At 64.2% G+C, this 24,922-nt stretch carries 22 protein-coding genes; 10 read left to right on the forward strand and 12 right to left on the reverse strand.

Features of this window, described 5'->3' with window-relative positions:
- Positions 1-196: 196 nt before the first annotated feature.
- The 7 genes from ACW4E8_RS10095 to ACW4E8_RS10125 are packed head-to-tail and all read left to right on the forward strand — an operon-like array spanning position 197 to position 9,094.
- A complete protein-coding gene (locus tag ACW4E8_RS10095) occupies positions 197-1,372 on the forward strand; it encodes a glycosyltransferase family 4 protein (RefSeq protein WP_456804363.1) in 1,176 nt (391 codons plus the stop codon).
- Positions 1,372-2,691, forward strand: a complete 1,320-nt coding sequence (locus ACW4E8_RS10100) for a sugar transferase (RefSeq protein WP_456804428.1) — start codon at positions 1,372-1,374, stop codon at positions 2,689-2,691. The genes ACW4E8_RS10095 and ACW4E8_RS10100 overlap by 1 nt, the downstream gene beginning before the upstream one ends.
- A 35-nt stretch (positions 2,692-2,726) precedes the next feature.
- Positions 2,727-3,869 (forward strand): glycosyltransferase, encoded by a 1,143-nt coding sequence (locus ACW4E8_RS10105; RefSeq protein WP_456804364.1) that lies wholly within the window; start codon positions 2,727-2,729, stop codon positions 3,867-3,869.
- Complete coding sequence (locus tag ACW4E8_RS10110; protein WP_456804429.1) at positions 3,866-5,125, forward strand: lipopolysaccharide biosynthesis protein; 1,260 nt, start codon at positions 3,866-3,868, stop codon at positions 5,123-5,125. The genes ACW4E8_RS10105 and ACW4E8_RS10110 overlap by 4 nt, the downstream gene beginning before the upstream one ends.
- The gene (locus ACW4E8_RS10115) at positions 5,122-5,628 is read left to right on the forward strand and encodes a hypothetical protein (RefSeq protein ID WP_456804365.1); all 507 of its coding nucleotides are present in this window, start codon (positions 5,122-5,124) and stop codon (positions 5,626-5,628) included. Before ACW4E8_RS10110 ends, ACW4E8_RS10115 begins: the two co-directional genes overlap by 4 nt.
- Positions 5,613-8,084, forward strand: coding sequence for a hypothetical protein (locus tag ACW4E8_RS10120; RefSeq protein ID WP_456804366.1), 2,472 nt, complete (start codon positions 5,613-5,615; stop codon positions 8,082-8,084). Before ACW4E8_RS10115 ends, ACW4E8_RS10120 begins: the two co-directional genes overlap by 16 nt.
- Positions 8,085-8,095: 11 nt before the next feature.
- Positions 8,096-9,094, forward strand: a complete 999-nt coding sequence (locus tag ACW4E8_RS10125; RefSeq protein WP_456804367.1) for a glycosyltransferase family 2 protein — start codon at positions 8,096-8,098, stop codon at positions 9,092-9,094.
- A 16-nt stretch (positions 9,095-9,110) separates the two neighbouring features.
- Here the strand turns inward: ACW4E8_RS10125 and ACW4E8_RS10130 are convergent, their stop codons facing one another.
- On the reverse strand, positions 9,111-9,983 hold the full coding sequence (locus ACW4E8_RS10130) for a class I SAM-dependent methyltransferase (protein WP_456804368.1): 873 nt from the start codon (positions 9,981-9,983) through the stop codon (positions 9,111-9,113).
- 151 nt (positions 9,984-10,134) lie between these two features.
- Here ACW4E8_RS10130 and ACW4E8_RS10135 point away from each other — a divergent pair, with 151 nt between their 5' ends.
- Both ACW4E8_RS10135 and ACW4E8_RS10140 read left to right on the forward strand, forming a co-directional pair.
- Entirely contained in the window at positions 10,135-10,482 is a 348-nt protein-coding gene (locus ACW4E8_RS10135) for a GtrA family protein (RefSeq protein WP_456804369.1), read from the forward strand.
- A 98-nt stretch (positions 10,483-10,580) separates the two neighbouring features.
- Entirely contained in the window at positions 10,581-11,849 is a 1,269-nt protein-coding gene (locus tag ACW4E8_RS10140; RefSeq protein ID WP_456804370.1) for an oligosaccharide flippase family protein, read from the forward strand.
- A 52-nt stretch (positions 11,850-11,901) separates the two neighbouring features.
- On the opposite strand, the gene rfbC is transcribed toward ACW4E8_RS10140, so the two are convergent.
- The 11 genes from rfbC to rfbB form a co-directional block, all read right to left on the reverse strand.
- Positions 11,902-12,453 carry a dTDP-4-dehydrorhamnose 3,5-epimerase gene (gene rfbC / locus ACW4E8_RS10145; protein WP_456804371.1) on the reverse strand — a complete coding sequence of 184 codons (552 nt, stop codon included), beginning with the start codon at positions 12,451-12,453 and terminating at the stop codon, positions 11,902-11,904.
- 11 nt (positions 12,454-12,464) lie between these two features.
- Positions 12,465-13,334 (reverse strand): glucose-1-phosphate thymidylyltransferase RfbA, encoded by an 870-nt coding sequence (rfbA, locus tag ACW4E8_RS10150; RefSeq protein ID WP_456804372.1) that lies wholly within the window; start codon positions 13,332-13,334, stop codon positions 12,465-12,467.
- Positions 13,335-13,336: 2 nt separating this feature from the next.
- Complete coding sequence (locus tag ACW4E8_RS10155) at positions 13,337-14,629, reverse strand: hypothetical protein (RefSeq protein WP_456804373.1); 1,293 nt, start codon at positions 14,627-14,629, stop codon at positions 13,337-13,339.
- Position 14,630: 1 nt separating this feature from the next.
- On the reverse strand, positions 14,631-15,887 hold the full coding sequence (locus tag ACW4E8_RS10160) for a glycosyltransferase (protein WP_456804374.1): 1,257 nt from the start codon (positions 15,885-15,887) through the stop codon (positions 14,631-14,633).
- Entirely contained in the window at positions 15,884-16,684 is an 801-nt protein-coding gene (locus tag ACW4E8_RS10165; RefSeq protein ID WP_456804375.1) for a hypothetical protein, read from the reverse strand. The genes ACW4E8_RS10160 and ACW4E8_RS10165 overlap by 4 nt, the downstream gene beginning before the upstream one ends.
- Positions 16,685-16,832: 148 nt before the next feature.
- Positions 16,833-18,275: a mannose-1-phosphate guanylyltransferase/mannose-6-phosphate isomerase gene (locus ACW4E8_RS10170; protein ID WP_456804376.1), complete on the reverse strand. Its 1,443-nt coding sequence runs from the start codon at positions 18,273-18,275 to the stop codon at positions 16,833-16,835.
- Positions 18,276-18,367: 92 nt separating this feature from the next.
- Positions 18,368-19,501 carry a glycosyltransferase gene (locus tag ACW4E8_RS10175; protein ID WP_456804377.1) on the reverse strand — a complete coding sequence of 378 codons (1,134 nt, stop codon included), beginning with the start codon at positions 19,499-19,501 and terminating at the stop codon, positions 18,368-18,370.
- An 18-nt stretch (positions 19,502-19,519) separates the two neighbouring features.
- Positions 19,520-20,341 carry a hypothetical protein gene (locus tag ACW4E8_RS10180; protein ID WP_456804378.1) on the reverse strand — a complete coding sequence of 274 codons (822 nt, stop codon included), beginning with the start codon at positions 20,339-20,341 and terminating at the stop codon, positions 19,520-19,522.
- 53 nt (positions 20,342-20,394) lie between these two features.
- Entirely contained in the window at positions 20,395-21,489 is a 1,095-nt protein-coding gene (locus ACW4E8_RS10185) for an MraY family glycosyltransferase (protein WP_456804379.1), read from the reverse strand.
- A gap of 371 nt (positions 21,490-21,860) precedes the next feature.
- Complete coding sequence (gene rfbD / locus ACW4E8_RS10190; RefSeq protein WP_456804380.1) at positions 21,861-22,778, reverse strand: dTDP-4-dehydrorhamnose reductase; 918 nt, start codon at positions 22,776-22,778, stop codon at positions 21,861-21,863.
- Entirely contained in the window at positions 22,768-23,832 is a 1,065-nt protein-coding gene (gene rfbB / locus ACW4E8_RS10195; RefSeq protein WP_456804381.1) for a dTDP-glucose 4,6-dehydratase, read from the reverse strand. Before rfbB ends, rfbD begins: the two co-directional genes overlap by 11 nt.
- Positions 23,833-24,063: 231 nt before the next feature.
- On the opposite strand from rfbB, the gene ACW4E8_RS10200 reads away from it, so the two are divergent.
- A complete protein-coding gene (locus ACW4E8_RS10200) occupies positions 24,064-24,912 on the forward strand; it encodes a symmetrical bis(5'-nucleosyl)-tetraphosphatase (RefSeq protein ID WP_456804382.1) in 849 nt (282 codons plus the stop codon).
- Positions 24,913-24,922 lie beyond the last annotated feature (10 nt).

A 24,922-nucleotide genomic window follows, 5' to 3' on the forward strand; every position in this document is an offset into this window, starting at 1 on the left:
CCGGATTGCGGCAGCCCCGGGCGGTATAATCGCCGCATTATCACGGATGGACACAATTTTCGGAGTCTGTCCTACATCGAGCGGTGCCCTGTCCGCCGCTCCTGGGCCGCTCCCCTTTTGGGGCGCCATGGTAGCCGGCAGCAATCTGCCTGGGCACCTGGCAACCTCCCTCTCAGCTTGCATTGCCCTGTGACATATGGCGGCCGCGACCCGGCTACAGACGTACAGACCCTTGAGACCAACTGCCCAGCCTTCGCCACGCCCTCGCATCGCCTATCTGATCACCAATTCGGAGATCGGCGGCGCGCAGTCGCATGTCGCTGACCTGTTGCAGTCGATGGCGGGCAAGGCCGATACCGTCCTGCTGGCCGGCGGCGACGGCCCCCTGTTCGATATCGCGAAACAAGCGGGCGCCCAGGCCATCCGGCTGGCACGGCTAGACAATGCGCTGTCTCCGTGGCGAGCAATCGCTGCCCTGCGCGAGCTGGTCAAGGCGCTGAAACAGGCCGCGCCCGACCTGATCCACGCGCATAGCGCCAAGGCCGGCGCGCTGGGCCGCATCGCCGGATTCCTGCTCGGCATACCTGTCATCTACACAGTCCATGGGTTCGCGTTCAAGCCCGAGGCTCCGGCACGCCAGCGCTTCGCTGCGCGCGTGGCGGAATGGATGTTGGCGCCGCTGACCGCACGCGTCATCTGCGTGGCGGAAGCGGAGCGGCGGCTGGCACAGGCACTGCCCATCCCGGAAGCGCGTATCACGGTGATCCCGAACGGCATCGCCGACACCAGCCAACGCGCCGCACCGCAAGCACCCCTGCGGAAAATCGTGATGGTCGCGCGCTTCGCCGCGCCCAAACGCCCGGATGCGGTCATTCGCGCCTTTGCGCGCGCTGGTCTGGGAGAGTGCGAACTCGTACTGGCCGGTGACGGTCCGCAGCGGTCTGCCATGCAACAGCTGGCGCAACAGCTTGCGCCCGGGCGCGTGACGTTTCCCGGCAACGTGACCGACATCCCAGCCCTGCTGGCATCGGCCCAGGCCTTTGTGCTGGCCTCGGACCATGAGGGATTTCCGCTGTCGGTGCTTGAAGCGATGCGAGCCGGCCTGCCGGTCGTCGCGTCGGATCTGCCAGGCATCCGCGAACAGCTGGAATACAACCGGCGCGGGCAACTGGTGGATCATGGCGACGAGCGAGCGTTCTCAGCCGCGCTGCGGCGCCTTGCCAGCGACGGTGCGCTGCGCGCTGCGCTTGGCAGCCAAGCGCGCCGCCGGTGGGAGCAACTCTATGGACTGGAACGCATGACCGAAGCGACGTGGTCCGTCTATTGCGACGCTCGGGCGCAAAAGCCCCGCGCTGCGCGGGTGCCAACATGATGAACATCAAGACCGACAGCGTGCGCCACGGCGCCTTGCGCAGCCGTACCGGCGGATCCGAGACCATGCGACGGGTCAGCAGGATGGTGGCCTGGGCGGTGATCGGCCTGGCGCTATTCGCGCTCAGCGCGGTGTGCGCCGAGATGGCACATCGCGCCGGCATTGTTACCCACGTGTTCACGCGCACGCTGCTATGGTCAGTGGTGCCATACTTGTTCGCGTTCATGCTGCTTCACCGCTCGTTGCACCTGCCAGCCATGGAGGGCAACAGCCTCGCGGGCCTGGCAGCGACGCTGCCCTTCTGCGGCCTGCTCTTTGTTTTTGCCGCCTTCCATATCGAGTATTCACGCGGCGCACTGCTGTTGGCTTACGGCATCACGCTGGCGTGGATCTGGGCCGGCTACCGGCGCTTCGTGCAGAACTACGTGCCGCTGTTCGGCTATACCGATCCGAATACCCTGGCGCAACTCGAATCCATCCTCGCCATGCCGGGCGCCGCACCGCCGGCGCGTATCCGCTTCGAGCCGGTGGGATCACTGGAGGACGCCAGGCATTTCGACGGCCTGATGGTCGAGCGCAGCGCCACCGGCGACCCGGAACGCACGCGGCTGCTCGCACACTACAAGATGAGCCATGTCCGGATGTATTCGGTGGAACGCGTCGGGGAAATGCTGACGGGTCGCGTTGGCCTGGCGCACATCGATGAGAATTTCCTGGACGACTACGCCGCCCACTTCCTCTACGGCTACCTTAAGCGCGCGGTGGATATCGGGACCGTCTTGTGCCTGACTCCACTTGCCGTGCCTTTGGGGCTCGCGGTCGCGCTCGCGATCCGCCTCGAAACGCCCGGCGGTGCCATGTTCCGGCAGCAACGCGTAGGCCTGTTCGGCAGGCCTTTCGTAATGCTCAAGTTCCGCAGCATGGGCGTCGATGGCAGCGCGCCTGCCATATTCGCCGCACGCCGCGACCCGCGCGTTACCGGCGTCGGGCGCATTATCCGCAAGTACCGCCTGGATGAGATACCGCAACTGTGGAATGTGCTGCTAGGCCACATGAGCCTGATTGGCCCGCGACCGGAGCAGGCGCCTATGGTCGAGGAGTTCTCGGAGACCATTGCCTACTATCCGTACCGGCATCTGGTGCGGCCCGGACTGTCGGGCTGGGCTCAGGTGCAGCAGGGGTATGCCGGCAGCCACGAAGAGACCGTGACCAAGCTCAGCTATGACCTGTACTACGTCAAGCACTGCTCGCTGGCGCTGGACCTGCTGATCTCAGTCAAGACGTTGCAGACGATCCTGACCGGCTACGGTGCCCGGTGACGACGGTCCCAACGCTGACGCGAGCCTCGCCGCCGATGCGGATCCTGCTGCTTTGCACTGGCCTCAGAATGGGCGGCGCCGAGCAGCAGGTGGCCGGGCTCGCGCGCCAGTTCGCCGATAACGGTCATGCCGTCGCCGTGGTGAGCCTGGCGCCGGGCTGCGACGTGACGCTGCCCGCAAGCGTCACGGTTCTCCCGCTCGAGATGCGTAAGGCGCCGGCATCGTTCGCGCGGGCGCTGTGGCAGCTACACGCGTTCGTCAGGCAATGGCATCCGGATGTCATCCACGCGCACATGGTGCATGCGAATCTGCTGGCGCGGGTGCTCGCCGCGCTGACCGCCGCGCCGCCGGTGCTGTGCACCGCCCACAGTGCGCGCGAGGGCGGCCGCTTGCGCATGCTCGCCTATCGGTTGACCGACCGCTGGGCGGCACTGACCACGCACGTCAGCGCCACGGGCAGGCAGGCGATGATCGACGCCGGCGCGGTCCCGGCCGAGCGTATCCGCGTGATGCCGAATGGCATCGACACTAGCCGCTTCAGTCCCGACCCGGCACGGCGGCTGCAGACCCGCGCCGCGCTGGGAGTCACGCCCGATACCCGGCTGATCGTCAACGTCGGCCGGCTCGTTCCGGAGAAGGCGCAGCAGACGCTGATCGATGCCTTCGCCGCGCTCGTGCGGACGCCCCCTGCGGCTGCGCAAGCGGAGATCCGACTGATGCTGGCCGGCGACGGGCCGCTGCGCGGCGAGCTGGAGGCGTCCGTCCGCCGCAACGGGCTCGATGGCCTCGTCACGCTTCTCGGCATGCGCCGCGACGTGCCAGCGCTGCTCAACGCCGCCGACCTGTTCGTGCTGTCCTCGGAGATCGAGGGCATGCCGCTGGTCGTCGGAGAGGCGCTGGCGAGCGGATGCCCGGTGGTGGCAACGGATGCGGCGGGCGTAGCGGAGCTGTTGGGCAACGCGGGCGAGATCGTTCCTCGGGGCGACGTGGCCGCGCTGTCGCACGCGATGGCGCGGGCGTTGGCGCGCGGCATCGGGGCCACAGCTGACCAGGCTGTGCGCCGCGACCGCGTGCTGGCGGCGTTCAGCCTGCAGGCTGTGGCTCGCCAATGGATCGCCTGCTACGCCCTACTGGCTGGCGCCGCCGGCCGCCGCACCCGCGCGGAGCCCGCCCGATGAGACGCAGGGTCGCCAGCAACCTAGCATGGATGCTGATCGAGCGCGGCCTGCAGATGGGCTGCGGCATCGGCATCCTGGCGATGCTGGCGCGCGGACTCGGGCCCGAAGGCTTCGCCCTTTTCCAGTATGCGCAGGCCGTCGTCTACGTGACCGCGTCGATCGCGCTGATCTGTGGCAGCGAGGTCATCATCCCTCGGCTGGTCGCCAACGGCGATCCGGCGGCCCAGCACCGGCTGCTGGCCCACGCATTCGGCCTGCGCCTGTCGGCCGGCGTGCTCGCTTATCTGCTGATGTGCGGATTCCTGCTGGTCACGCGCCAGGGGCCGGAGTACTGGGTGCCGGCGCTGGTGCTCGGTGTGCCCGTGCTGTTGCGCGAGCCGTTCGGCATCGTCACGGCGTGGATGCAGGCCTGTACGCGTACCCGACCCAATACAGTGATCAATGTGTCCGCGCTCGCCGTGAAGGCGATCTGTGTGACGCTGCTATTCTGGTTCAGCGTCCGCAGCGTGCCGGCCTACGCGCTGGTCTTCGTGCTCGAAGCGGCCGTTGCGGCCGTGCTGTGGACCCACTTCTACTTGGCGCGCGCGCCGCGCGTCCGCGTGGCCGCAGAGCCGGCGCTGATCCGCGAGTTGATCGCCGACGGCGCCCTCTTCTGGCTGAGCTTCATTTTGATGATGAGCGCGCGGCGCATCGACCAGCTACTGCTAAAGCCGCTTGTGCCGCTGACCGAGTTCGGCGCCTATGCAGCGTCGATGCAGGTGCTCGACAACTTCGTGCTGCTCGCCACGATCCTTGCTGCGGGCATCGCCCCAATCTATGTCTATGCCCAGCCGACGCTCGCCCAGGCGCGGCGCAACGTCCTCAGGATCGCGGGCGGCATGCTGGCCGTCGGGCTGGCGGGCGGCCTAACGATCACGGCCTGTGCACCCTGGATTGTCCAGCTGCTCTACGGTTCGGCGTATGCCTCCGCAGCGGACCTGCTGCAGCTCTCGGCCATCGCCTCGACACTGATCTTCGCAGACGTGGCGCTGACGCTGCTACCCATCCACATGCGCCGTCCGCGACTGGTGGCGATCAAGTGGGCGCTGGTGTTTGCCGTCACCGTCGGCATCGATGTCGTCGCCATCCCGGCGTTCGGGGCGCGTGGCGCGATCCTGGGGTACGCGATCGCCAACCTACTGGCCGCGCTGTTCGGTCTCGGCATCTGGCTGCGCGAGGGCCGCCGCCTGCCCACCGCCCGCGAGGCCAACGCATGAAAACGGGCCGCCATCTCTGCTTCCTGAGCGAGACCCTGAACGCCATGGGCGGCGCCGAGCACATGACCGCCATAGTGGCCAACGCTCTGGCGGAACAGGAGCGCACGGTCAGCATCCTCAGCCTGTTCGGTCCGGCGAGCTGCTTCCCACTGCATCCGCGGGTGCATCACGAAGCCCTGGTCGCGCAGTGGCCGTGGCTCAAGCACGCCCACGTCGCGACCGTGGCCGGCATCCGCAGCTGCTGCAGGAGCCGGCAGGGCGATGTGCTGATGCAGGTCGACATCATGCTATTGCTGTTCACGCTGCCGTCGACGGCAGGCCTTGGCGTCGAGCAGATTGCCTGGGATCAAGCCGGGGAGGCATCGGCCAGGATGGCAACGGCGGCCCGACACGACGCAAGTGCGTTTGCCGCCGAGAAGATCACCGCGCGCTGGAATGGCCTGGCGGCGGGGGAAATCGCCCGGCTGGTAGCGCACCAGACACTATCATGTTGCTTCTACTGAACAAGACAATGCTCCGATTGCGGGAAACAAGAAATCATCTAACGGTCGTCCTCGCCATCGCACCCGTGCTGGGGGTTCTCGCGGGCCTGCGCTACTACGCCCCGGAATTCCCGGTCTACTGGACGGCCGGCGTCCTGCATGATTTCCTAATCTGGACCGCAGCCTGCCTGGGCATCGCGTGGCTGCTGCGGCGGAACGCGCCCACGCAGGCGCACCGGCTCTTTGCTGTCGCTATTTCGGTGTATCTGGCCATCGGCGTGGGCCTCGACGCCACCGCGGCGGTCGCGCTGCTTCTTGTCTCGTCGTTCCTGTGGGGACGCGGCTCGCTTCGCCTAATCTTTGAGGGTGGGAGCGACGCGGCCAACTGGTCGCTGTGCGTGTTCCTGGGCCTGGCCGTCCAGCTTGCCATCTTCGGGGTGCTGATTCATTTCCCGCTCAATTTCCGTGCGTTCTACGTCGCGATCCTGTCTGCACCGATCCTGGCCCTCCTGCTCTCGGGAGGCCTGCAGCGCGGCTGGCGCGGCTTCGTCAACGGCGTCGCGATCCGCACGCGTACATTCGACGAGATTCCGTACTGGTACTTCGTACTGCTGATGATTTTGCTGGGCGCCGTCGCGCGCTACGCGCTCTATCCGACCGTCGGCTACGACGAGAACGCGCTGCATCTGCGAATGTGGACGCAGCTCACCTATCGTCACGTCTATGAGTTCGACGTCGTGACGCAAGTGTGGGAGGTGGCGCCGTTCGCAGTCGCGCTGCTGCACGCCATCGTCTCGCTAGTCGCCGGCGACGACGCGCGCGGCGCGCTGACCCTGGCGCTGACACTGCTGCTGTGCGCGCAGATCTGGGCCATTCTCGCGCACTTCTCGCTGAAGCGGCATGACCGGCTGCTGATGCTCGTGCTGTTCGGCAGCACTCCGATGCTCGGCAGCCTGCTCGGGGCGCTGCAGGCTGAGTTGTTCCTGGCGCTGATGATGGCGGGCGGCGTCCGCTTTGCGCTGGAGGCCAGGGACGGCTGGCTCGGCAGCCGGATGCTCGTCGTGCTCACCATTGCCGCGATGTGCGTCGCGGCCAAGCTGCCCGGCGCGTTGATCGGCATCCTGCTGGTGGGTGCGGCTGCGCTGCAGGTCTCGTTGTCGCGCAGTTTGGGGCACCCCCCGCAGCGCCTGCGAAGCCCGGCTCTGCTGATCCTGTTCCTCCTGCTGTTGATCTCGATGGCGCTGCATGCGTATGTCACCGCCTGGCGGATCACCGGCAATCCGTTCTTCCCCCTTTACAACGGCATCTTCAAGTCCCCTTATTTCGAGGCGGCAAACTTCGCGGACACCCGATGGCTCAAGGGCTTCAGCCTGGAGAGCTATTGGGGACTGTTCTTCAAGACTTCCGGCTTCCAGGAGTCGAAGGACTTCGTCGCGGGCTTCCAGTACCTGTTCCTGCCTTTCATCGCCCTCCTCGCCGTCGGCAGGACGGACCTCAGGAAGCTGTGGATCGTCCTGATTCCGCTCGCCGGCTTCGGCGTCATAATGTTCGCGATGATCCAGTACTGGCGCTACCTGTTTCCGGCACTGCCGCTGGCAACGGTCATCATCAGTGCGCTGCTTTGGGAAAAGCATGGTGGCCAGGAATGGCAGCGGGCGGTCGCGCGCGTGGCGATCCTCGCCTGCGTCGCCATCAATCTGTACTTCTTCCCCGGCGTTTCCTGGGTCTTTGAAGGCCCTCCACAGCAGGCCTACACGGCGGCGGGACGGCGCGCCATCGCGGAACGGATCAATCCGGCGAAGCTGCTCACCGCCTACGTCAACGAACGCTATCCTGGCGCCACGGTCCTCTACCCTGCCTCCACGCCGTTCGGCGCGGACCTCAAGGGCGATCCCGTCCTCGTCAACTGGTATTCCCCGTCGCACCAGGCGCGCTTTGCCGCGGCCACGAGCCTCACGCACGTGGCGAACTTCGTGAAAGACGAGAAGGTCGGCTTCGTGATTTGGAGCACGTATGACGCGCCCACGCCCGAGCATCCGGAATGGTTCCTGCGGGAATACCTGAGCCAGGCCGGATATCCGGAACTACGCATCGGCAACTTCACGCTGTACCGGGTCGTCGGCCACGACTTGGCCTATCGTGAGGCGTTCGACCTGCGCAAGCAGATTTCAGGCGAAGTGAAGATCGCAAAAGATGACCCCTCGGCCGCCATGCCGGTGACCGTGCCGACCAGCGGAGCGACCAGGCTCCGGTATCACGTGACTTATCGCTGCCAGTCAGCGACGGGGCGCCTCGTGGCCCTGATCCAGTGGGGCACCGGATCGCCGTATTACCGCCTCATGCCTTGCAGCGAGACACCGCTCTCGTTCTCGGAATCGCTGCCCGTGCCCGACGGCGCCTCACGCGCGCAGATGCAGTTTACCCGGCAAGACACCGCCGAGGCCGAGCTGACAGACATTCGACTGGAGATGAACTGACAATGGTGACAATGGGCCCAACGCAACAGGAGCAGGCAGTTGCCGTGGTCATCCCTTGCTACAAGGTGAAGGCGCATATCCTCGGCCTGATCGCGAATATCGGGCCGGAATGCGCGAGGATCTACGTCGTCGACGATTGCTGCCCCGATGGCAGCGGGAACCACGTGCGGGAGCATTGCTGTGACCCGCGCGTCGTTGTGCTGCACAACAGCGCGAACTTGGGCGTCGGCGGTGCCGTGATGACCGGCTACCAGGCCGCGATCGCGGACGGGATGAACGTCATCGTCAAGGTCGATGGCGACGGTCAGATGGATCCCGCGCTGATCCCGGATTTCGTGGCGCCGATCCTGGCCGGCGAGGCTGACTACACGAAGGGCAACCGCTTCTTCAACTTGGAAGAGATCCGCGCGATGCCGAAAGCCCGGCTCTTCGGCAATGCCACGCTCTCCTTCATGACCAAGATTTCCTCCGGCTACTGGGACCTGTTCGATCCGACCAACGGCTACACCGCGATCCATTGCGATGTAGCCCGGCAACTGCCGTTCCACAAGATCAGCCGCCGGTACTTCTTCGAGACGGACATGCTGTTTCGCCTCAACACACTGCGCGCGGTGGTCGTCGACGTGCCGATGGATGCCAGGTATGGAAACGAAGTGAGCAACCTGAAGATCCGGAAGATCGTCGGCGAATTCGTCTTCAAGCACGTCCGCAACTTTGGCAAGCGCATCTTCTACAATTACTACCTGCGGGACATGTCGCTCGCCTCCCTCGAGTTACCAATCGGCGGCTTGATGATGGTGTCCGGGCTCATCTTCGGCGGCTATCACTGGGTAGATTCGCTGCGCAAGGGCGTGACCACGCCAGCGGGCACCGTGATGCTGGCCGCCATCCTGCTGCTGATCGGCCTGCAGTTCGTACTGGCCTTCATTGCACACGACATCTCGTCCGTACCGCGCCGGGCCATCCACAAGCGCGCCGCCCGCAGGCTGAAGCCGCCGGTCGGGAAGTAACCGGCCGCCTGCCCTGTCAGGCGCCCTTGCGGTACACGCAGACGATTGCGTCGCTCGGGAACATCCGGGTCAGCGGGAAGACGGCGAGCGTGCCCAAGTACAGGACGACGAAACGCACGAGGCTGGGATCGGCGCAGCGCAGCCGCGCGGCTAGGCCCTTGAGCCGCACCGATGGCAGTTCGGCATCGCGCACCAGCGAGAAGCCGAACCGCGACAACAGCCCGTTTAGGTTTTCGCGGTTGAAATAATGCACGTGCGGCGACGGCAGGTCCTTCTGCCAGAGCCGTGCGAACGGCCCCTGCCAGCCGACGCGCGCCAGCACGCGCGACAGGCGGTAGAACAGCCCGTTGCTGTTGGGCAGGTTCAGCACCAGTAGGCCATCCGAATTGAGCCTGGCGGCGCAGGCCGCAAGCGCGTCGCCGATTGCGGGAAGATGCTCGATGACGTCGTTGAAGACAATGACATCGAACGCTTCGTGCTGTTCCAGCGCATCCGGGAAATAGCCGGCCCGGACAGGCACGCCGCGTGCCACGGCCTTTTCCACGACCGCGATATCCGGTTCGATGCCGAGCGACCGGAAGTGTGCCTGGGCCACATCGAGAAACCAGCCGTGCGCCGCCCCGACATCGAGCAGCAATGGCCGCCCCGACTTGGTGAGGTCGAGAATGAGCTTCACGATCTCGCGGAAATTCTCCATCCGCAGGGCCTTCAGCCCTGCCTCGCGCAAGCCCTCGTCCAGCGCGAGATGCGCCGTCGGGTCATTTATCACGGGTTCCAGCCAGCTGCCCTCGTAGCCGCACGCCGGGCAGACAAAATGCCACCGGGCGATGCCTGGCTGGGTGAGACTCGAACACACTACGCATAACGACTGGATGCTGCTTGCGGTCATGAAAGTCCTTGCTGGGAAATGCCAACGGCCGCGTGTCGGCGGCGCCTGCGGCACATGCGCGCTGGGTTCGCATCAGGGCCGGATGGTAAAATGCTAGCCGCCCGATCCCTCAGACAGCCCTATTTTGCGCACCCTATCGCCCCAGATTCTCTTGTATGTCGCCATCGGCGTGGTCTGCGCCGCGCTCGACTTGGGAATCATGCAAGCCCTTCTGTGGAACGGCGCCGTTGCCTGGGTCGCGGCGAGTGTCGCTTTCATCGTCTGCGTGGTGGTCAACTACACCGCACACGCAAAGCTCACGTTTGACGCGCCGTCTTCGCTGCCTTCATTTCTGAGGTTTCTGGTGATCGTTGGCCTCAACTACGTGATCACGATCGCCTGTGTGCAGGCCGCACACGCCATTATAGACAACGCCATGATCGGCAAGATCTTGTCCTATCCGATCGTCACGCTCAACGGCTTCCTGCTCGGCAAGCACTGGGTTTTCCGCTCCGCTTAGCAGACGCCGGCCCTCGACGCGCGCCGGTGCCCGGCGGAACGAATCGGCACAGGACGACAGCCGCACTCGGGTTCCGGGCACACCATCACTGAACACCGATGACCACTTCGATCAAGAAGACCGTACTGTATCTGATCCTGATTCAAGGCGGCAACTACCTGTTTCCGCTTCTGCTACTGCCATATCTTGGCGGCGTGCTCGGGGTCAAGGAGTTTGGCGTGCTCGCCTATTGCCAGGCGATCATGCAGTACCTGATGCTCCTGACCGACTACGGCTACAATCTGACAGCGACCCGGCTGGTGTCGCTGCACCGAGACGATCCGAGCAAGCTGAACGACGTGTACGCGTGCACGACGGCCGGCCGCTTCGCGCTGATGCTCGGTGCGCTGGTGCTGCTGCTCGCCGGCTTTGCATTTGTCCCGGATATTCGCTCGCACTGGGCCGTCTTTGCAGGCTTGAGCCTGGGCATGATCGCCAATGCGCTGACGCCGCTGTGGCTGTTCCAAGGATTGGAGCGCATGAAATCGCTGGTGCTGCCGACCTTCGTTTCCAAGGCGGTCAGCGTGCTCTGCGTGGTGGTCTTGGTCAGGGGTGAAGGCGATGCGGCGCTCGCCGCGCTAGGCATCAGCATCGGCAACGTCGTGCTGGCCGGAGCCGCCATGTGGATCGTGGCGCGGGAGAAACTCGCGGCGCTCGTCGCCGTCAAGGCGCGCGACGTGTATCACACGCTTACCGAGGGCTTCCCGGTCTTCCTGTCGGTCGTGCTGGTGAGCTTCTACGTGAACTTCAACTCGATCCTGCTGAACCATTACTACGGCCCGGTCGCCGTCGGCCAGTTCGCGATGGCGGATAAGATTCGCCTGGCGGCGCAAGCGGTATTCGTGGTCGTCGGGCAGGCGTTCTACCCGCGCATCAGCCAGTACAACACGATCGATCCGCCAGCGGCGCGCAAACTGCTGCGCACCGCGATGCTGCTGATCTCGGGCTCCGCCATCGGCATGTTCGCCGTGATTCAGCTTTTTGCGGACTGGGCCGTCACCTTCTGGCTGGGCGAACAGTTCCACTCGTCGATCGGGCTACTGAAACTGGAGGCGGTGCTGTTGCCGATCATCGGCGTCGCGCTGGTCTATGGCAATCTCGGGCTGATGGCGATGGGCAACACGCGGCTGCTGAAGAACGTGTACGCCGTCGCCACGGCCCTCCACCTGGTCTACGTGGTGCCGCTCACCCTCCGTTGGGGCGCGGAAGGCACGATCGTCTCCGTCATCCTGACGGAGCTCTTTGGCGCTGCGGCGTTTGCATGGCTCTACTTCCGCGAGAGGAAGCGTACCCTCGCCGCGCAGCCGGGGCAGGATGCGCCGGCCTGAACGGCTGGCGGCCCGCCCGCGGGCCTCGCTGGCAAAATTGGCCGGCCGATCGTCAGTCGAACACTTCGGCGTCGTGGAACGGCTTGCCTGCGGCGTCCTTTGCGGCAAGCATCGGCTCGCCCTCGAGCGACCATTGGATGCCCACGGTGGGGTCGTTCCACAGCAGGCTGCGCTCATGCTCCGGATACCAGTAGTCGGTGGTCTTGTAGAGCACCTCGGCAAGTTCAGTGGTCGCCAGGAAACCGTGCGCGAAGCCGGGCGGCACCCAGAGCTGGAGCTTGTTATGCTCGGAGAGCACCACGCCCACCCACTTGCCGAAGTTCGGTGAGCTGCGGCGCAGGTCGACCGCCACATCGAAGATCTCGCCACGCGCCACGCGCACCAGCTTGCCCTGCGGCTGCCGGATTTGGTAATGCAGGCCGCGCAGCACGCCCTTGGACGAGCGGCTGTGGTTGTCCTGCACGAAGGGCGTATCCACCCCTGTGACCTGCTGGAAGTCCTGCTGGTTGAAGCTCTCGAAAAAGAAACCCCGGTCATCGCCGAACACCTTCGGCTCCAGGATCATGACCTCCGGCAGCGCCGTCGGGGTCGCAACAAAAGGCATCGCTTTCCTCCCTACTTCAACAGGCTGAGCAAGTATTTCCCATAGCCGCTCTTCGCCAACGGCGCAGCAAGCGCCTGGACTTTGTCTGCGCCGATCCAGCCCTGGCCGTAGGCGATCTCCTCCGGACAGGCCACCATCTGGCCCTGGCGCTTCTGCAGCGTGGCAATGAAGCTCGACGCATCGAGAAGGCTGTCATGCGTGCCGGTATCGAGCCAGGCATAGCCCCGCCCCATGATCTCGACATTGAGCTCGCTGCGCTCCAGATAGTGGCGATTCACATCCGTGATCTCCAACTCGCCGCGCGCTGACGGCCGGATCTGCGCAGCGATGTCGCAGACCTGCTGGTCGTAGAAGTACAGGCCGGTCACGGCGTAGCTGCTCTTGGGCTGCAGCGGCTTTTCCTCGATGCTGATCGCGTTCTGTTTGGCATCGAATTCCACCACGCCATAGCGTTCGGGATCGTGGACGTGATAGGCGAAGACGCTGGCGCCGCCCTGGCGGGAGTCGGCATTGCGCAGCAACTTCGGCAAGTCGTGGCCGTGGAAAATGTTGTCGCCCAGGACCAGCGCGCTGGGGCCACCGTCCAGGAAGTCCCGGCCGATCAGGAACGCCTGGGCCAGGCCATCGGGCGAGGGCTGCACCGCGTAGCGGATATTCATGCCCCACCGGCCGCCATCCCCGAGCAGATCGGAGAAACGCGGCGTATCGGACGGCGTGGAGATCACCAGGACGTCCCGGATGCCCGCCAGCATCAGCGTGCTGAGCGGGTAGTAGATCATCGGCTTGTCGTACACCGGCATGAGCTGCTTGGAAACTGCCTGCGTGACCGGATAGAGCCGGGTGCCGGAGCCGCCGGCGAGGATGATGCCTTTGCGTGTCATTATCATGTTCCTTCCATCTGACGCCCCGCTTGGCGTCCTGCTACTGCAACGTTCAAGCCACCCGCGACCGCTGGTTCATGCTCCCGTGCCAGGCGCGGAAAGGCAATGAGCAGTACGGTGAAACCAAGGAAGAAGGAGATCGACTCGTGACCCGCGCTCGCCAGCGAAGTCAGCACAAAATAGAGAATGGCGGCCCTGGCGCGCGGATCGGCCAGGTTGAGGCGCCGGCACAGCGCGACCATCATCCACAGGAAGAATACACCGTACACGAGCATGAAATCGAACAGCGTGGATTTGGTCGACACGTTGCTCAAACTCTCGACGATCTCGGCCACCTCCGAAAAATTGAGGGGAAGCTGTGCCCCGAGCCAGTTCATGGCCCACCCGCCGTGGTTCTGCACGGCCCAATAGAAGCCGTAGTAGCCGTAACCGAGCGGATCGACAACCTGCCCGGCCAGTCCGGCCAGCCACAGCGTCATTCGCGTCGATCCCGACGTGAAATTGCTGAGGTCGTGGGCGACGGCCTCCGCCTGCTGCAGGCCCACGGCAATAACGACCGGCGCGAAGATTATCAGGTAGGGAATCAGGCGGCGCGTCAGGCTGACGAACAGGAACGCCGCCAGGATGCTGATCGCCGCCCCCTTGGACCCGACGACCCCCAGCAGCACCATCATCAGCAGCATGAACACGGCCTGCCGCTTGGCCGAATACCGGCGCGACATCTCGCTGAGCAGGTAGACCATCATCGCGTATCGCCCGACCAGGGTGGCGAAATGCGAGTTCTCCTGCATGAAACCGCGCGTGCGCAGGTCCCCAGTCTCCAAGTAGCCCGGCGCGAACGCCAGCTCCCGGATCGCCCCCGGCAGGCTGCCGGGAAAGAGGTCGTGAAAGACATAGCCTATCGCGCAAATGACGAGCGCGGCAATCAGCCCCATGCGCAGGTGCCGGACGCGCAGGTGATCGAAGAACAGCAGCGGCGACAGCCAGACGGCCGACAGCACGAGCAACGTCAGCGACTTCGCCGCGAACAGCGGCGAGAGCCCGATGAACAGTGCGGACAGCACCGAGGCCAGGATGCCGTAGGCCACCAGCCACCAGGCATTCAGGCTGGTGGCCGAATGGGCGCGCCCTTCGACCAGACGCACGAGCAACACCAGCGGCAGGCAGCAGCTAATCAGCAGCGTGCCCGGCGAGGCCGCCAGGTAGCCGAGCGCCTCGGGCCGGTAAACGGCACCAAATGCCATGCATGCAATGGCTGTCGAAAAAGCAATCGACAGTAGCCAGGAAATCACCATGCTAGTCCCGGCCCGGCCGCCCCGTCTCGTTGCCCACCAGCCGGAGAATCTCCGCGCGAATCCTGTCCGCAAAGAGCCTCCAGTGCGCGTGCGTCTCGACGGTGCTGCGCCCGGCCTCTGAAATGCTCGCCCAGTAAGCCTTATCTTCGCGCAGGCGCCCGGCGCCATCGATGAAGTCGACCGGGGACTCGAATGCAATCAAGTTCCGGCCTGCCTGGAAATATCCGCAGCTCTCCACGTCGAGTCGCGTAGTAATCACCGGCAACTGGTTGGCCATCCCTTCGAGGATCTTCTTGCGGATGCCCCCACCGACGTAGGTCGGGGAGATCAGGGCCAGGGAACTGGCGAAGACGGCCGTCAACGACGGCACAAAGCCGAGCGCCTTGACCCGCAGGCCCGTGAGCGTCTCCGGCTTTATGTCGACGAGCCCTGCGAGCTGCTCGAGCTGCACTCCGGTGATGGCCAGCGTCAGCGGCTGCAGGCGCGGGTGCTGCGCCGCCTGCGCCCACACGGTATGCAGGAAGCGCTTCAGGCTGTCGACACTCTGCGTAGCACGGGGATTGAGCAACACGAGCAGTTGCGAGGATGCGGCGCTTTCGCTCAGGTCGCGACGAGGGGGGAGCGGAATGCCTTCGGGCGCAAGGAAGAGGTTGCTGTGGCCATCCTGCCGGCGTGCAATCGCGAGGTCCTGGTCGGTGATGAATGCCACGGCATCCACGCGCGTCCAGATCCGCATCTCCTCGCGCTGCGTGAAGCTGGCGAACAGGCTGGCCGCCAGCCGCAGCGGTCCGCGCAGCGAATCGCGATAGCTGCGCACCAGCTCGTATTCGACGTTGTGCTCACGCAGCAGGATTGGCACGCGCCAGCCAGCGGCACGGCGGATCTTCTCCGCCAACCCCACCGTGTGCGGATGGAAGCAGATCAAGGCATCGGGCCGGATGGGACCGACGGCGTCGGCAAAGGCACGCGCGGCCGCCGTCGTCGAGTATTTCTCGAACTTGTATGGCCTGCCCTGCAGCGTGGCACCGAGAATGACGCCGAGGGACTCCACCGGCCTGAACGGCACAGCAACCTGGCGAACGCCGATAGCCGCGTAGCCTGCGGCCGCCTCCGCGCTGTTTTCCGCGCGCGGATACGCGTAGGTGACGTCGAACTGCTCGCCGAGGGAAGCCAGGGCGCCGTGGATGCTCTCCTTGCCGCCGTCAACCGGGGGGATGACTTCCTGTGGCCCGAGGGCGAGTATCTTAATCTGCTTCATGGACGTCCGATTCGTGAATACAAGGCAGCCGCCTTCGCGCAGACGCGGTATTTCAACCCGATGTTCATTGGCATGACCAGGCCGCCACGGCGCAGTACCTGCTCGCTGAACAGGTACTCGAACGCCACCGTCACCGCCTTGCGCAGCAGCAGGTCTTCCGCGACGTTGCCGTTCACCCTGCCCTTCCAGGACCATGGGCTAACGGGGCCGGTCAGGTGTACGTGCAGCATGTGCTTCAGTGCGACATGCTGGTCGGCATGGTCGTCCAGCCAGCGGCGGACGGACAGGTTCGAATCATCGCCCGGCAGCGTCCGGGCGAGTTGCTGGAAGACGTCGAAGCCCGCCCGGTTCAGCAGGAAACAGAAGGTCGACAGGTGGCGTCGGGTCGGGTTGCGCACATCCAGCAGCAGCAAGTCCGTCGAAGGATGGACCTCGCCAGCGGCGGCGGGCTCTCGTATGGCCGTTAGGCTCGGGACCAGGGCCCCGAGCCGCCTCGCCATCATGCGCCAGGGATGCTTAGCGAACAGGGTATCGTTCAAGATCAGATACAGGTCATGGTCCCCGACGACCGAGGCCGCTGACGCATACGCGGAAATATCGAGATACTTCCCCGTGCTGTGGATCCACGAGGCCTTGTCGCCCGGCTCTACGGGCAACGGGACCGACGGACGCATACTGACGAAGCACTTGCTGGCGGCGGCGTGATCCAGCAGTAGGTTGTCCACGAATTCCGACGTCACTTTCGAGAACTGCGACGGCGACGTGTAGTAACACGCCCCAATGATCGCAACTCGCATGCCTTGCTGATGACGAGATGCTGATTGCGGGTGACTGGTCATTGACGCTGAGGACAGAGAACGGATTTCGACATACGACGATGAATCGGGCGTAGAGTCACGGGCGGGTAGACACGCCGGGCGTCCCGCCCCCACGGAACACGCCCTGTTAGTGGCGACCGTAGCTGTCCTCGATGCGCACGATGTCGTCCTCGTTGAGATAGCTGCCGGACTGCACCTCGATGATCTCGAGCGGGATGCTGCCCGGATTTGCCAGGCGGTGGACCTCGCCCAGTGGGATGTAGGTCGACTGGTTCTCGGTAAGCAGGATGGTCTTGTCGCCGCAGGTGATTTCCGCGGTGCCCTTGACCACGATCCAGTGCTCGGCCCGATGGTAGTGCTTCTGCAGGCTCAGGCTGGCCTTCGGCTTGACCTGGATGCGCTTGACCTTGAAGCGGTCGCTTTCGTCGACACTGTCATACCAACCCCATGGGCGATGCACCTTGCGATGCAGGGTCTGCTCGCCACGCTGCTGCTGGCCGAGCGCGTTGACGATATGCTTCACGTCCTGGCTGCGGGACTTGTCGGCGACCAGCACCGCATCGGGCGTCTCGACGACGACGAGGTCTTCCACGCCGACCAGGCTGACCAGCCGGCTGGTGGCATGCACCAGCGTATTGCGGCTATCCCTGGTGATCACGTCGCCCATGTGGGCGTTGCCGTCGTCGTCCTTCGGCAGCACATTCCAGACCGCGTCCCACGCGCCCAGATCGCTCCAGCCGGCATCGAGCGGCACCATCCGGATCGGGAAGCCGCTGCCCGGGCAGCGTTCGGCCACGGCGCAGTCGATCGAATCGGACGGAATCTCCGCGAACTCGGCCTTGCCTGGGCGCGTGTTCTGTCCATCCCGGCTGCGCTGTTCCCATGCGCGCCGCGTGATCTGCAGGATGTCTGGGCGGAACTGCTCGAGCGCGGCGAGCCACACCGAGGCCCGCAGCACAAACATGCCGCTGTTCCAACAATAGCCGCCCTCCGCGATATAACGCTGCGCGGTGGCGAGATCGGGCTTCTCGACGAACGCCTCGACATCGAAGGCCGCCGCCGAATCTGACCGCTTGCTGGTCCGGATGTAGCCGTAGCCGGTCTCCGGGCTTTGCGTCGGAACCCCGAGAATGACGATCGCGCCCTTGGCCGCCTCGCCGATCGCCGCCTGCAGCGCCGCCTTGTATGCCGCCTCGTTGGTGATCGCCTGGTCGGCCGGGGTCACGGCAAGCACGGGGTCGCCGCCCGCTTCCATCGCCGCCAGCGCCGCAATAGTCAGCGCCGGCGCTGTGCCGCGCCCGACAGGCTCCAGTAGCGCTGCCCCGAGAGCGACACCGGTCTCGCGCAGTTGCTCGAGGGCTAGGAAGCGGTGCTCCTCATTGCTGACGACGACCGGTGCGGCGACGGCGATGCTGTCCGCCCCCACCGCGGTGATCCTCGCGATGGCCTGCTGGAACAGGCTCTCGTTGCCCGTCAGGCAAAGGAACTGCTTTGGAAACCCTGCCCGCGACAGAGGCCACAGCCGGGTACCAGAACCGCCGCAAAGAATAACTGGAGTCACTGAGATCATTTTTCTTTCCCTTACCAGACCGACATCGAAGTCATCGGCTGGCTCAGGCCCGGCACATCGGTCCAGGCCGTTAAATTCGCACAAGCTGCCGGCTATGCCACCAGGCGATCATACATTGCCATCATCCGCTTCACCGAGACCTCCTCGGTGAACTCGGTCATAAACCGCTGGCGTGCTCCCTCGGAGAAACGGGCGCGCTCCTCATCCGAATCCAGGATCCGGTTGCACGCCTGCGCCAACGCCACGGGATCGTTGACCGGGACGTTAATGCCGCTGACGCCGTGCTGGTTGACCCACGGCACGCCGGATCCGGGAATATTCGTCGCCACAACCGGCAGGCCGTAGGCCATCGCTTCCAGCAACACCACGCCGAATGCCTCCGCCCGGGTGACTGACGGCAGGCAGTACAGCGCGGCTCGCGCAAAGAGCGCGTGCAGCGCATCGTCGCTCAACCGGCCGGCGAGATGAACGCGGCCTTCCACACCGGCGTCGCGGATCGCGGCCTGCAGCGATTCCCGCAGCGGGCCGCCGCCCACGATCACCACTACGGCATCGTCCTGAAGCTGCCGGGCGGCTTCGATCAGCACATCGAAACCTTTGTACGGCACGAGCCGTCCGACCGCGAGGATCAGCTTCCTGCCGGCGAGCCTGTCTTCCAGTTCCCACGGCAGCGGCGATGCGCCATGCGCGGCACTCGCTTCCCTTACATCCGTCACGCCGATCGGCACGACGGCGACCTTGTCGCCGAAACGGCTGAGCAGCGGCGAGGCCTCGGCGTAGACCTGCGAGGTGCCGACGATGCAATCGGCCCGCTTTAGCAGGCCTACCTCCAGCGGCTTCAGCAGCTTGCCCAACACGCCCTTGTTGATCACGTCGGCATGCCAGTGCACCAGCAGGCGTGGCTTCCCGCCAATCAGCAGCGCGCACAACGCGCCGAGCATATTGGGCACGTGCAGATGAACTACATCGGCATGGCGTGCCGCCTTCAGGCACGCCAGCAGGTACCTGAAGCCCAGAGGCTGCGAGGCGACCAGCCTGGCGATCGGCAGGCGAACCACCCGAACACCGCTCATCACGCTGTTCGCGTCGGCCGGCGCCTTCCGGAAGCAGACGACGGAAACGTCGTGGCCGGCATTGGCCGCGCCCTGCGCGAGACTCGACGTCACGCTCTCGATGCCGCCAGCGTCGGGGGGATAGTACTTCCCAAAATGAACGATCTTTGCCATATCAGCTGCAGTCCAGTCTTACTTCCGCTTCGACCAGCGGATCAACAGCAGCACCAGCGAAATGATCGCGCCCGCCAGCAACCCTGCCGCGGCAAATGCGGACTTCCGCGGGAAGACCGGGCGCCGGCTGACGTCCGGCACGCCCAGGGCATGCGTATTGAAGGTGCGCGCAGGATCGAGCTGCTCCTTCACCACACGCTTCCTGCGCTCCAGTTGCCGCAAGGCCAGGTCGTTCTGGGCAAGCATCTGCGTCACCACTACGCTTTCCGAGAACTTTCGCCCCAGGTCGCCGCGGAGTTGCTCCTGCGCCAGCTTAAGCAGATCGGCCCGGCGCTCCTGCTCGGCGGTCAGTGAGTGGTCGACCGAGGCCTGCTCCTCCTTCATCCTTTCGATGGCCGGATTGGCAATGGCCAAATGGACCTGGGTCAGTTCGCTCTCGAACCCCTGAGCGAACTGGGCAGCCTGCTTCTCGCTATAGCCCCTGACGGAAAGCTGCAGCAGATCGGAACCCCGCATCTGGACCACGTTGGCAGACTTTAGGATCAGGTCTGCTTCGGGACTCGGCTGATCTGGCACATTCGGAAGCTGGAGCCGGGCGATCACCGCCTCCAGGAACGGCCCGGACCGCATCCTGTCCACCGCGCGTCCGGGCGGCTCCAGCACCATGCTGTTCGTCCCCTCGTCCCCGGCGATCTGGCCGACCTGCAGCAACAGCGTGGCCTCCCACTGCGGGCGGACGAGGAACGCCGAACCATAGCCGATCGAGCCGCCCAAGAACGCGCCAAGCACCAGCCAGTACTTGGCCTTGTTCAGGAACTCGAGCGTCATCCGGCCCAGCATGGCGTCTTGCTCCTCAGTCGTTGCCGCGGGATTTGTGTAGGGTATCGTCATACTTACTTCCGAAAAATCATCCAGCGCGGGACCTGGAAGCGCACGATGCGCCAGTAAATCCACACGTAAAACACCATGAACACCGCGGAGAAGCTCGCGAGGACCAGCCCCTTGTTCCAGAACAGCGTCGCGGGCACCACGGCAAACAAGCTCAGCAGCCACAGGTACGGGGAGGTCATCGAGTTGCGGCGCAGCTTGTGACGATGATCCGCGCTGCCGACGGCCCAGCGCATCAGCCGCTTATAGATCAGCGTGTGCAAGTGCACGCCGTCGGGGTGGCCAGCCGGTACGCCCCGGACCACCTTGCGGCGATAAATGCTAAATAGGGTCTCGAAAATCGGATAGATCACCATCAGAAACGGATACCAGGCGGAAACCTGCGGATGCCGCAAGATCAGCAGCACGGCCAGTTCCGCTAGCACGAATCCAATCAGGTATGCGCCGCCGTCTCCGAGAAAAATCGCTCCTGCAGGGAAATTCCAGATGAAGAAACCGAAAATGGCGCCGATCATCGCAAAGGCCACTGTCAGCACGAATGCATCACCAACCTGGAATGCGACATAGGCCAGCGACAGGAACATGATCATCGAAACCATGGACGCCAGGCCATTGAAGCCATCGATGATATTGATGGCATTCGCGAGTCCGGAAACCGCGAGCGCGGTAATGGAAACGGAAATGACAGTGATAGCAAGGAACTGATCGATCAACGCCACGTCGACCCGCTCGATTCTCGCATCGAGAATCCACGCGGCGGCCAGCGCCGAGATCATTGTCGCGATCAGTCTCTCCCGCGGCGACACCCGCTTCGTCAGGTCTTCCCAGAAGCCCGCGCCAAACGCGAACACGGCGCAGGCCACCAGCTTCAGCATTGCAGTGCCCGTCGCTGCATCCGCCCGATACCACGTAATGAGCGATACGAAAAGCAGGCTCACCGCGATCCCGAATCCCCCGATACGTGGCACGGGCTTCGCGTGGTGCTTCTGCACGCCTCGGAGATCCCAATCCGCGGTGAAATGCTCGTGGAATCGCGAGTATCGCACCACCAGAAAGGTAAGCAACGATGAGACGAGAAATGCTATCGTAATAGTGATCATAGATACTGGTAACTACAACCTCATAACGGTCAGATTGGTCATCCGGCAGCCACCGGCCCATTCGGTTGATAAGGAATCGCTAGCAATTCAATCTGTGGTGACCGACACTAGGACGGCTCATCGCAGAATCGCATACGGGCACAATTTATCGGGACACGGGTATGGAATGTTCTTGCGTGCTCGGCGCAAATACCTCGCCGCCCCGCATTCCGCAAAAACCGGCACCAGTGACTGCTCACAACTATTCCTGGCGACCCGTCAAATCAGCGTTACCCCAGCTCTTCAATGGACTGTGATAATGGAGCATCATCGCAAACCGGTTTGTGTCCGCGGACCTCTCGAGGGGGAACAGTCTCTTACACATAAATTTGTCAGGAGAGAATCTGGTCCAGCAGTAAATGAATGCCCTGCTGCCAGTCTGGAAGATGGATGCCGAAGGTTTCCCGCAGGCGCGTAGTATCGAGCCGTGAGTTGGACGGACGCGGCGCGGGCAGCGGGTAAGCCGTGCCGGGGATCGCTTCGATGTTTTCGGGATCGGCCTTCAGCGCCACGCCGCGCGCCTTTGCGTACCGGAGCACTTCCGTCGCATAGGCATGCCAGGTCGTTTCGCCTGCCGCGGCGAGGTGATAGATGCCCACTGCCAGCACATCGCGGGCCGGGGTCAGCCAATGGCGTGCCACGATCTGCGCGGTGACGTCGGCAATCAGCGCGGCTGTCGTCGGCGCGCCGAACTGGTCGGCTATCACGCGCAGGCTGTCGCGCTCCTGGCCAAGCCGCAGCATCGTCTTGGCAAAGTTGCCACCGTGGGCGCCGGCCACCCAGCAGGTCCGGAACACCAGCGCCTGCGCGCCACTTGCCGCAATGGCCTGTTCCCCAGCGAGCTTGCTCTTGCCGTAAACCGAGCCTGGATTGACCGGATCGCTCTCCGTGTAGGCGCCATGTTTGGTGCCGTCGAAGACGTAGTCGGTCGAGTAATGGACCAACAGGCTGCCCAGCGCCTTCGCCTCCTCTGCCAGGATGCCCACCGCGGCGCCGTTGATGGCAAACGCGAGCTCGGCCTCGGTCTCCGCCTTGTCCACCGCCGTATATGCGGCCGGATTGACGATCACGTCCGGGCGCAGGTCGCGCACCACGCGGCGAACGGCGTCCGGGCTGGCAAGATCACAGCCGGCGCGGTCCAGCGCGACCACGCGGCCCAGCGGCGCGAGGCTGCGCCGCAGTTCGAAGCCGACCTGGCCGTTGCTGCCGGTCACCAGGAAGGTGGGAACGGACTTCGCCTCAGGCTGCATATTGCTTCGCCACCCAGTTCCGATACTCGCCGGACATCACGTCCCGCACCCAGCTCTGGTTGTCCAGGAACCACTGCACGGTCTTGCGCAGGCCTGACTCAAACGTCTCTGCCGGCTTCCACCCCAACTCGCGCTCCAGCTTGCGAGCGTCAATGGCATAGCGGCGGTCATGCCCCGGACGATCCTTCACGAAGGTAATCTGGTCGCGATACGAACCAGAGGCTTTGGGACACAGTTCATCCAGCAGGTCGCACAGCGTGTGCACCACATCGAGGTTGGTCTTCTCATTCCAACCGCCAACGTTGTAGGTCTCACCAAGTCGCCCCTTGGCAAGCACCTCACGTATCGCCGAGCAGTGATCGCGCACATAAAGCCAGTCGCGCACATTCAGGCCATCGCCATAGATCGGCAGCGGCTTGCCGGCCAGTGCATTGGCGATGATCAGCGGGATCAGCTTTTCCGGGAAATGGTAAGGACCGTAGTTATTGGAGCAGTTCGTCGTAATGACCGGCAAGCCGTAGGTATGGTGATACGCGCGCACCAGATGATCCGAGGCCGCCTTGGATGCCGAGTACGGGCTATTGGGCGCGTACGGTGTAGTTTCCGAGAACTGGGGATCGGTCTCGCTCAGCGAGCCAAACACCTCGTCGGTCGAGACATGCAGGAAGCGGAAGTCCGACTTGGCCTGCCCCTCGATGCTGCCCCAGTAAGCGCGAGCCGCTTCCAGGAGCGTGAAGGTACCAACGATATTCGTCCGGATGAATTCGCCCGGACCATAGATGGACCGGTCTACATGGCTTTCCGCCGCGAAGTGCACAACTGCACGCGGCTTGTAGGATTTGAAGAGCTTGTCCAGGGCATCACGGTCACAAATATCCGTTTGCGAGAACACATGCCGTGGATCGTCCTCGACCAACGCCAGCGTCTTCCGATTGCCCGCATAGGTGAGCTTGTCGACGTTCACGACCCCATCCGCCGACTTGTCGCCCAACCATGCCAGAACGAAATTGGCGCCAATGAACCCAGCGCCGCCTGTGACCAAAATATGCGACAAAACTGCTCCTTGCCTCGATATGTTTCGATGGCCCGACAAAAGCCGAGCGCCCACCTTGTCCTCTTCCTGGACGGCGGGGCGTTAAGTGCCTGCAGAAGTGGCGGTATTCTATCCGACGGAATGCCCTAACCTACATCCCCTCCCCCTCTTTTTGTAGCCTCATGTAACCATGCCACGGTATATCGGTCACAAAACTACAAATAGAAGCGAAATAGTTTTTCTCCGGTTCTGATGCCCAACAATAAAGTGCCTCTTTCGACACCTCATGCCGTCGGCGACCTACAAGGTTGTGCGGCCTCGCTGGACACCCTACTGGGCGAATTGCCGGCACAGCCAGCCCTCCGCTTCGTCGGCGACCTGGTCAACCGCGGCCCAGCCTCCCTCCAAACCCTCCGCGCCATCCGCGCCATGGGCAGCCGCACTGAAACCGTCCTCGGCAACCACGACATCCACCTCCTCGCCGTCGCCGCAGGCGTGCGCAAAAAAGGCAAATCCGACACCCTAGACGACATCCTCACCGCCCCCGATTGTGAGGACCTACTCACCTGGCTCCGCCACCGCCCCCTCGCCCTGCTAGAAAACAACTTCCTCCTGGTCCACGCCGGCGTCCTCCCCCAGTGGACCGCCACCCAAGTCATCGACCTCGCCCGCGAAGTCGAAGACCAACTCCAAGGCCCCAACTGGCAAGCCTTCCTCGCCGACATCTTCGGCAACGCCGCCAACCGCTGGCACGACGGCCTGCGCGGCATCGAACGCCACCGGGTGGTGGTCAATGCCCTCACCCGGCTGCGCTACTGCACTGTCGATGGCGTGATGGACTTCAAGACCAAGGAAGGCCTGGGCAAGGCGCCGGACGGGTTCATGCCGTGGTTCGACGTGCCGGGGCGGCGTACCGAGGATGTGACGGTGGTATGCGGCCATTGGTCGACGCTGGGCCTGGTCATGCGGCCGAACCTGATGGCGCTGGATACGGGCTGCGTCTGGGGTGGCAAGCTGACGGCGGCCCGGTTGGCACAGGATCCTGCCGAGCGGACCGTCGTTCAGGTTGATTGCCCGCAATATTGTGACCCGCTGGCCTGACTGGCAATCC

This window comes from Cupriavidus sp. CP313, from assembly GCF_054072015.1.

Coding starts and splice junctions, on each gene's coding strand:
- ACW4E8_RS10200 (WP_456804382.1), top strand. CDS start 24,064: ATGCCCAACAATAAAGTGCCTCTTTCGACACCTCATGCCGTCGGCGAC.
- ACW4E8_RS10110 (WP_456804429.1), top strand. CDS start 3,866: ATGAGACGCAGGGTCGCCAGCAACCTAGCATGGATGCTGATCGAGCGC.
- ACW4E8_RS10095 (WP_456804363.1), top strand. CDS start 197: ATGGCGGCCGCGACCCGGCTACAGACGTACAGACCCTTGAGACCAACT.
- ACW4E8_RS10140 (WP_456804370.1), top strand. CDS start 10,581: ATGACCACTTCGATCAAGAAGACCGTACTGTATCTGATCCTGATTCAA.
- ACW4E8_RS10120 (WP_456804366.1), top strand. CDS start 5,613: ATGTTGCTTCTACTGAACAAGACAATGCTCCGATTGCGGGAAACAAGA.
- ACW4E8_RS10175 (WP_456804377.1), bottom strand. CDS start 19,501: ATGGCAAAGATCGTTCATTTTGGGAAGTACTATCCCCCCGACGCTGGC.
- rfbA (WP_456804372.1), bottom strand. CDS start 13,334: ATGACACGCAAAGGCATCATCCTCGCCGGCGGCTCCGGCACCCGGCTC.
- ACW4E8_RS10180 (WP_456804378.1), bottom strand. CDS start 20,341: ATGCTGGGCCGGATGACGCTCGAGTTCCTGAACAAGGCCAAGTACTGG.
- ACW4E8_RS10185 (WP_456804379.1), bottom strand. CDS start 21,489: ATGATCACTATTACGATAGCATTTCTCGTCTCATCGTTGCTTACCTTT.
- ACW4E8_RS10130 (WP_456804368.1), bottom strand. CDS start 9,983: ATGACCGCAAGCAGCATCCAGTCGTTATGCGTAGTGTGTTCGAGTCTC.
- ACW4E8_RS10105 (WP_456804364.1), top strand. CDS start 2,727: ATGCGGATCCTGCTGCTTTGCACTGGCCTCAGAATGGGCGGCGCCGAG.
- ACW4E8_RS10155 (WP_456804373.1), bottom strand. CDS start 14,629: ATGGTGATTTCCTGGCTACTGTCGATTGCTTTTTCGACAGCCATTGCA.
- rfbC (WP_456804371.1), bottom strand. CDS start 12,453: ATGCCTTTTGTTGCGACCCCGACGGCGCTGCCGGAGGTCATGATCCTG.
- rfbD (WP_456804380.1), bottom strand. CDS start 22,778: ATGCAGCCTGAGGCGAAGTCCGTTCCCACCTTCCTGGTGACCGGCAGC.
- ACW4E8_RS10165 (WP_456804375.1), bottom strand. CDS start 16,684: ATGCGAGTTGCGATCATTGGGGCGTGTTACTACACGTCGCCGTCGCAG.
- ACW4E8_RS10160 (WP_456804374.1), bottom strand. CDS start 15,887: ATGAAGCAGATTAAGATACTCGCCCTCGGGCCACAGGAAGTCATCCCC.
- ACW4E8_RS10170 (WP_456804376.1), bottom strand. CDS start 18,275: ATGATCTCAGTGACTCCAGTTATTCTTTGCGGCGGTTCTGGTACCCGG.
- ACW4E8_RS10125 (WP_456804367.1), top strand. CDS start 8,096: ATGGGCCCAACGCAACAGGAGCAGGCAGTTGCCGTGGTCATCCCTTGC.
- ACW4E8_RS10115 (WP_456804365.1), top strand. CDS start 5,122: ATGAAAACGGGCCGCCATCTCTGCTTCCTGAGCGAGACCCTGAACGCC.
- ACW4E8_RS10100 (WP_456804428.1), top strand. CDS start 1,372: ATGAACATCAAGACCGACAGCGTGCGCCACGGCGCCTTGCGCAGCCGT.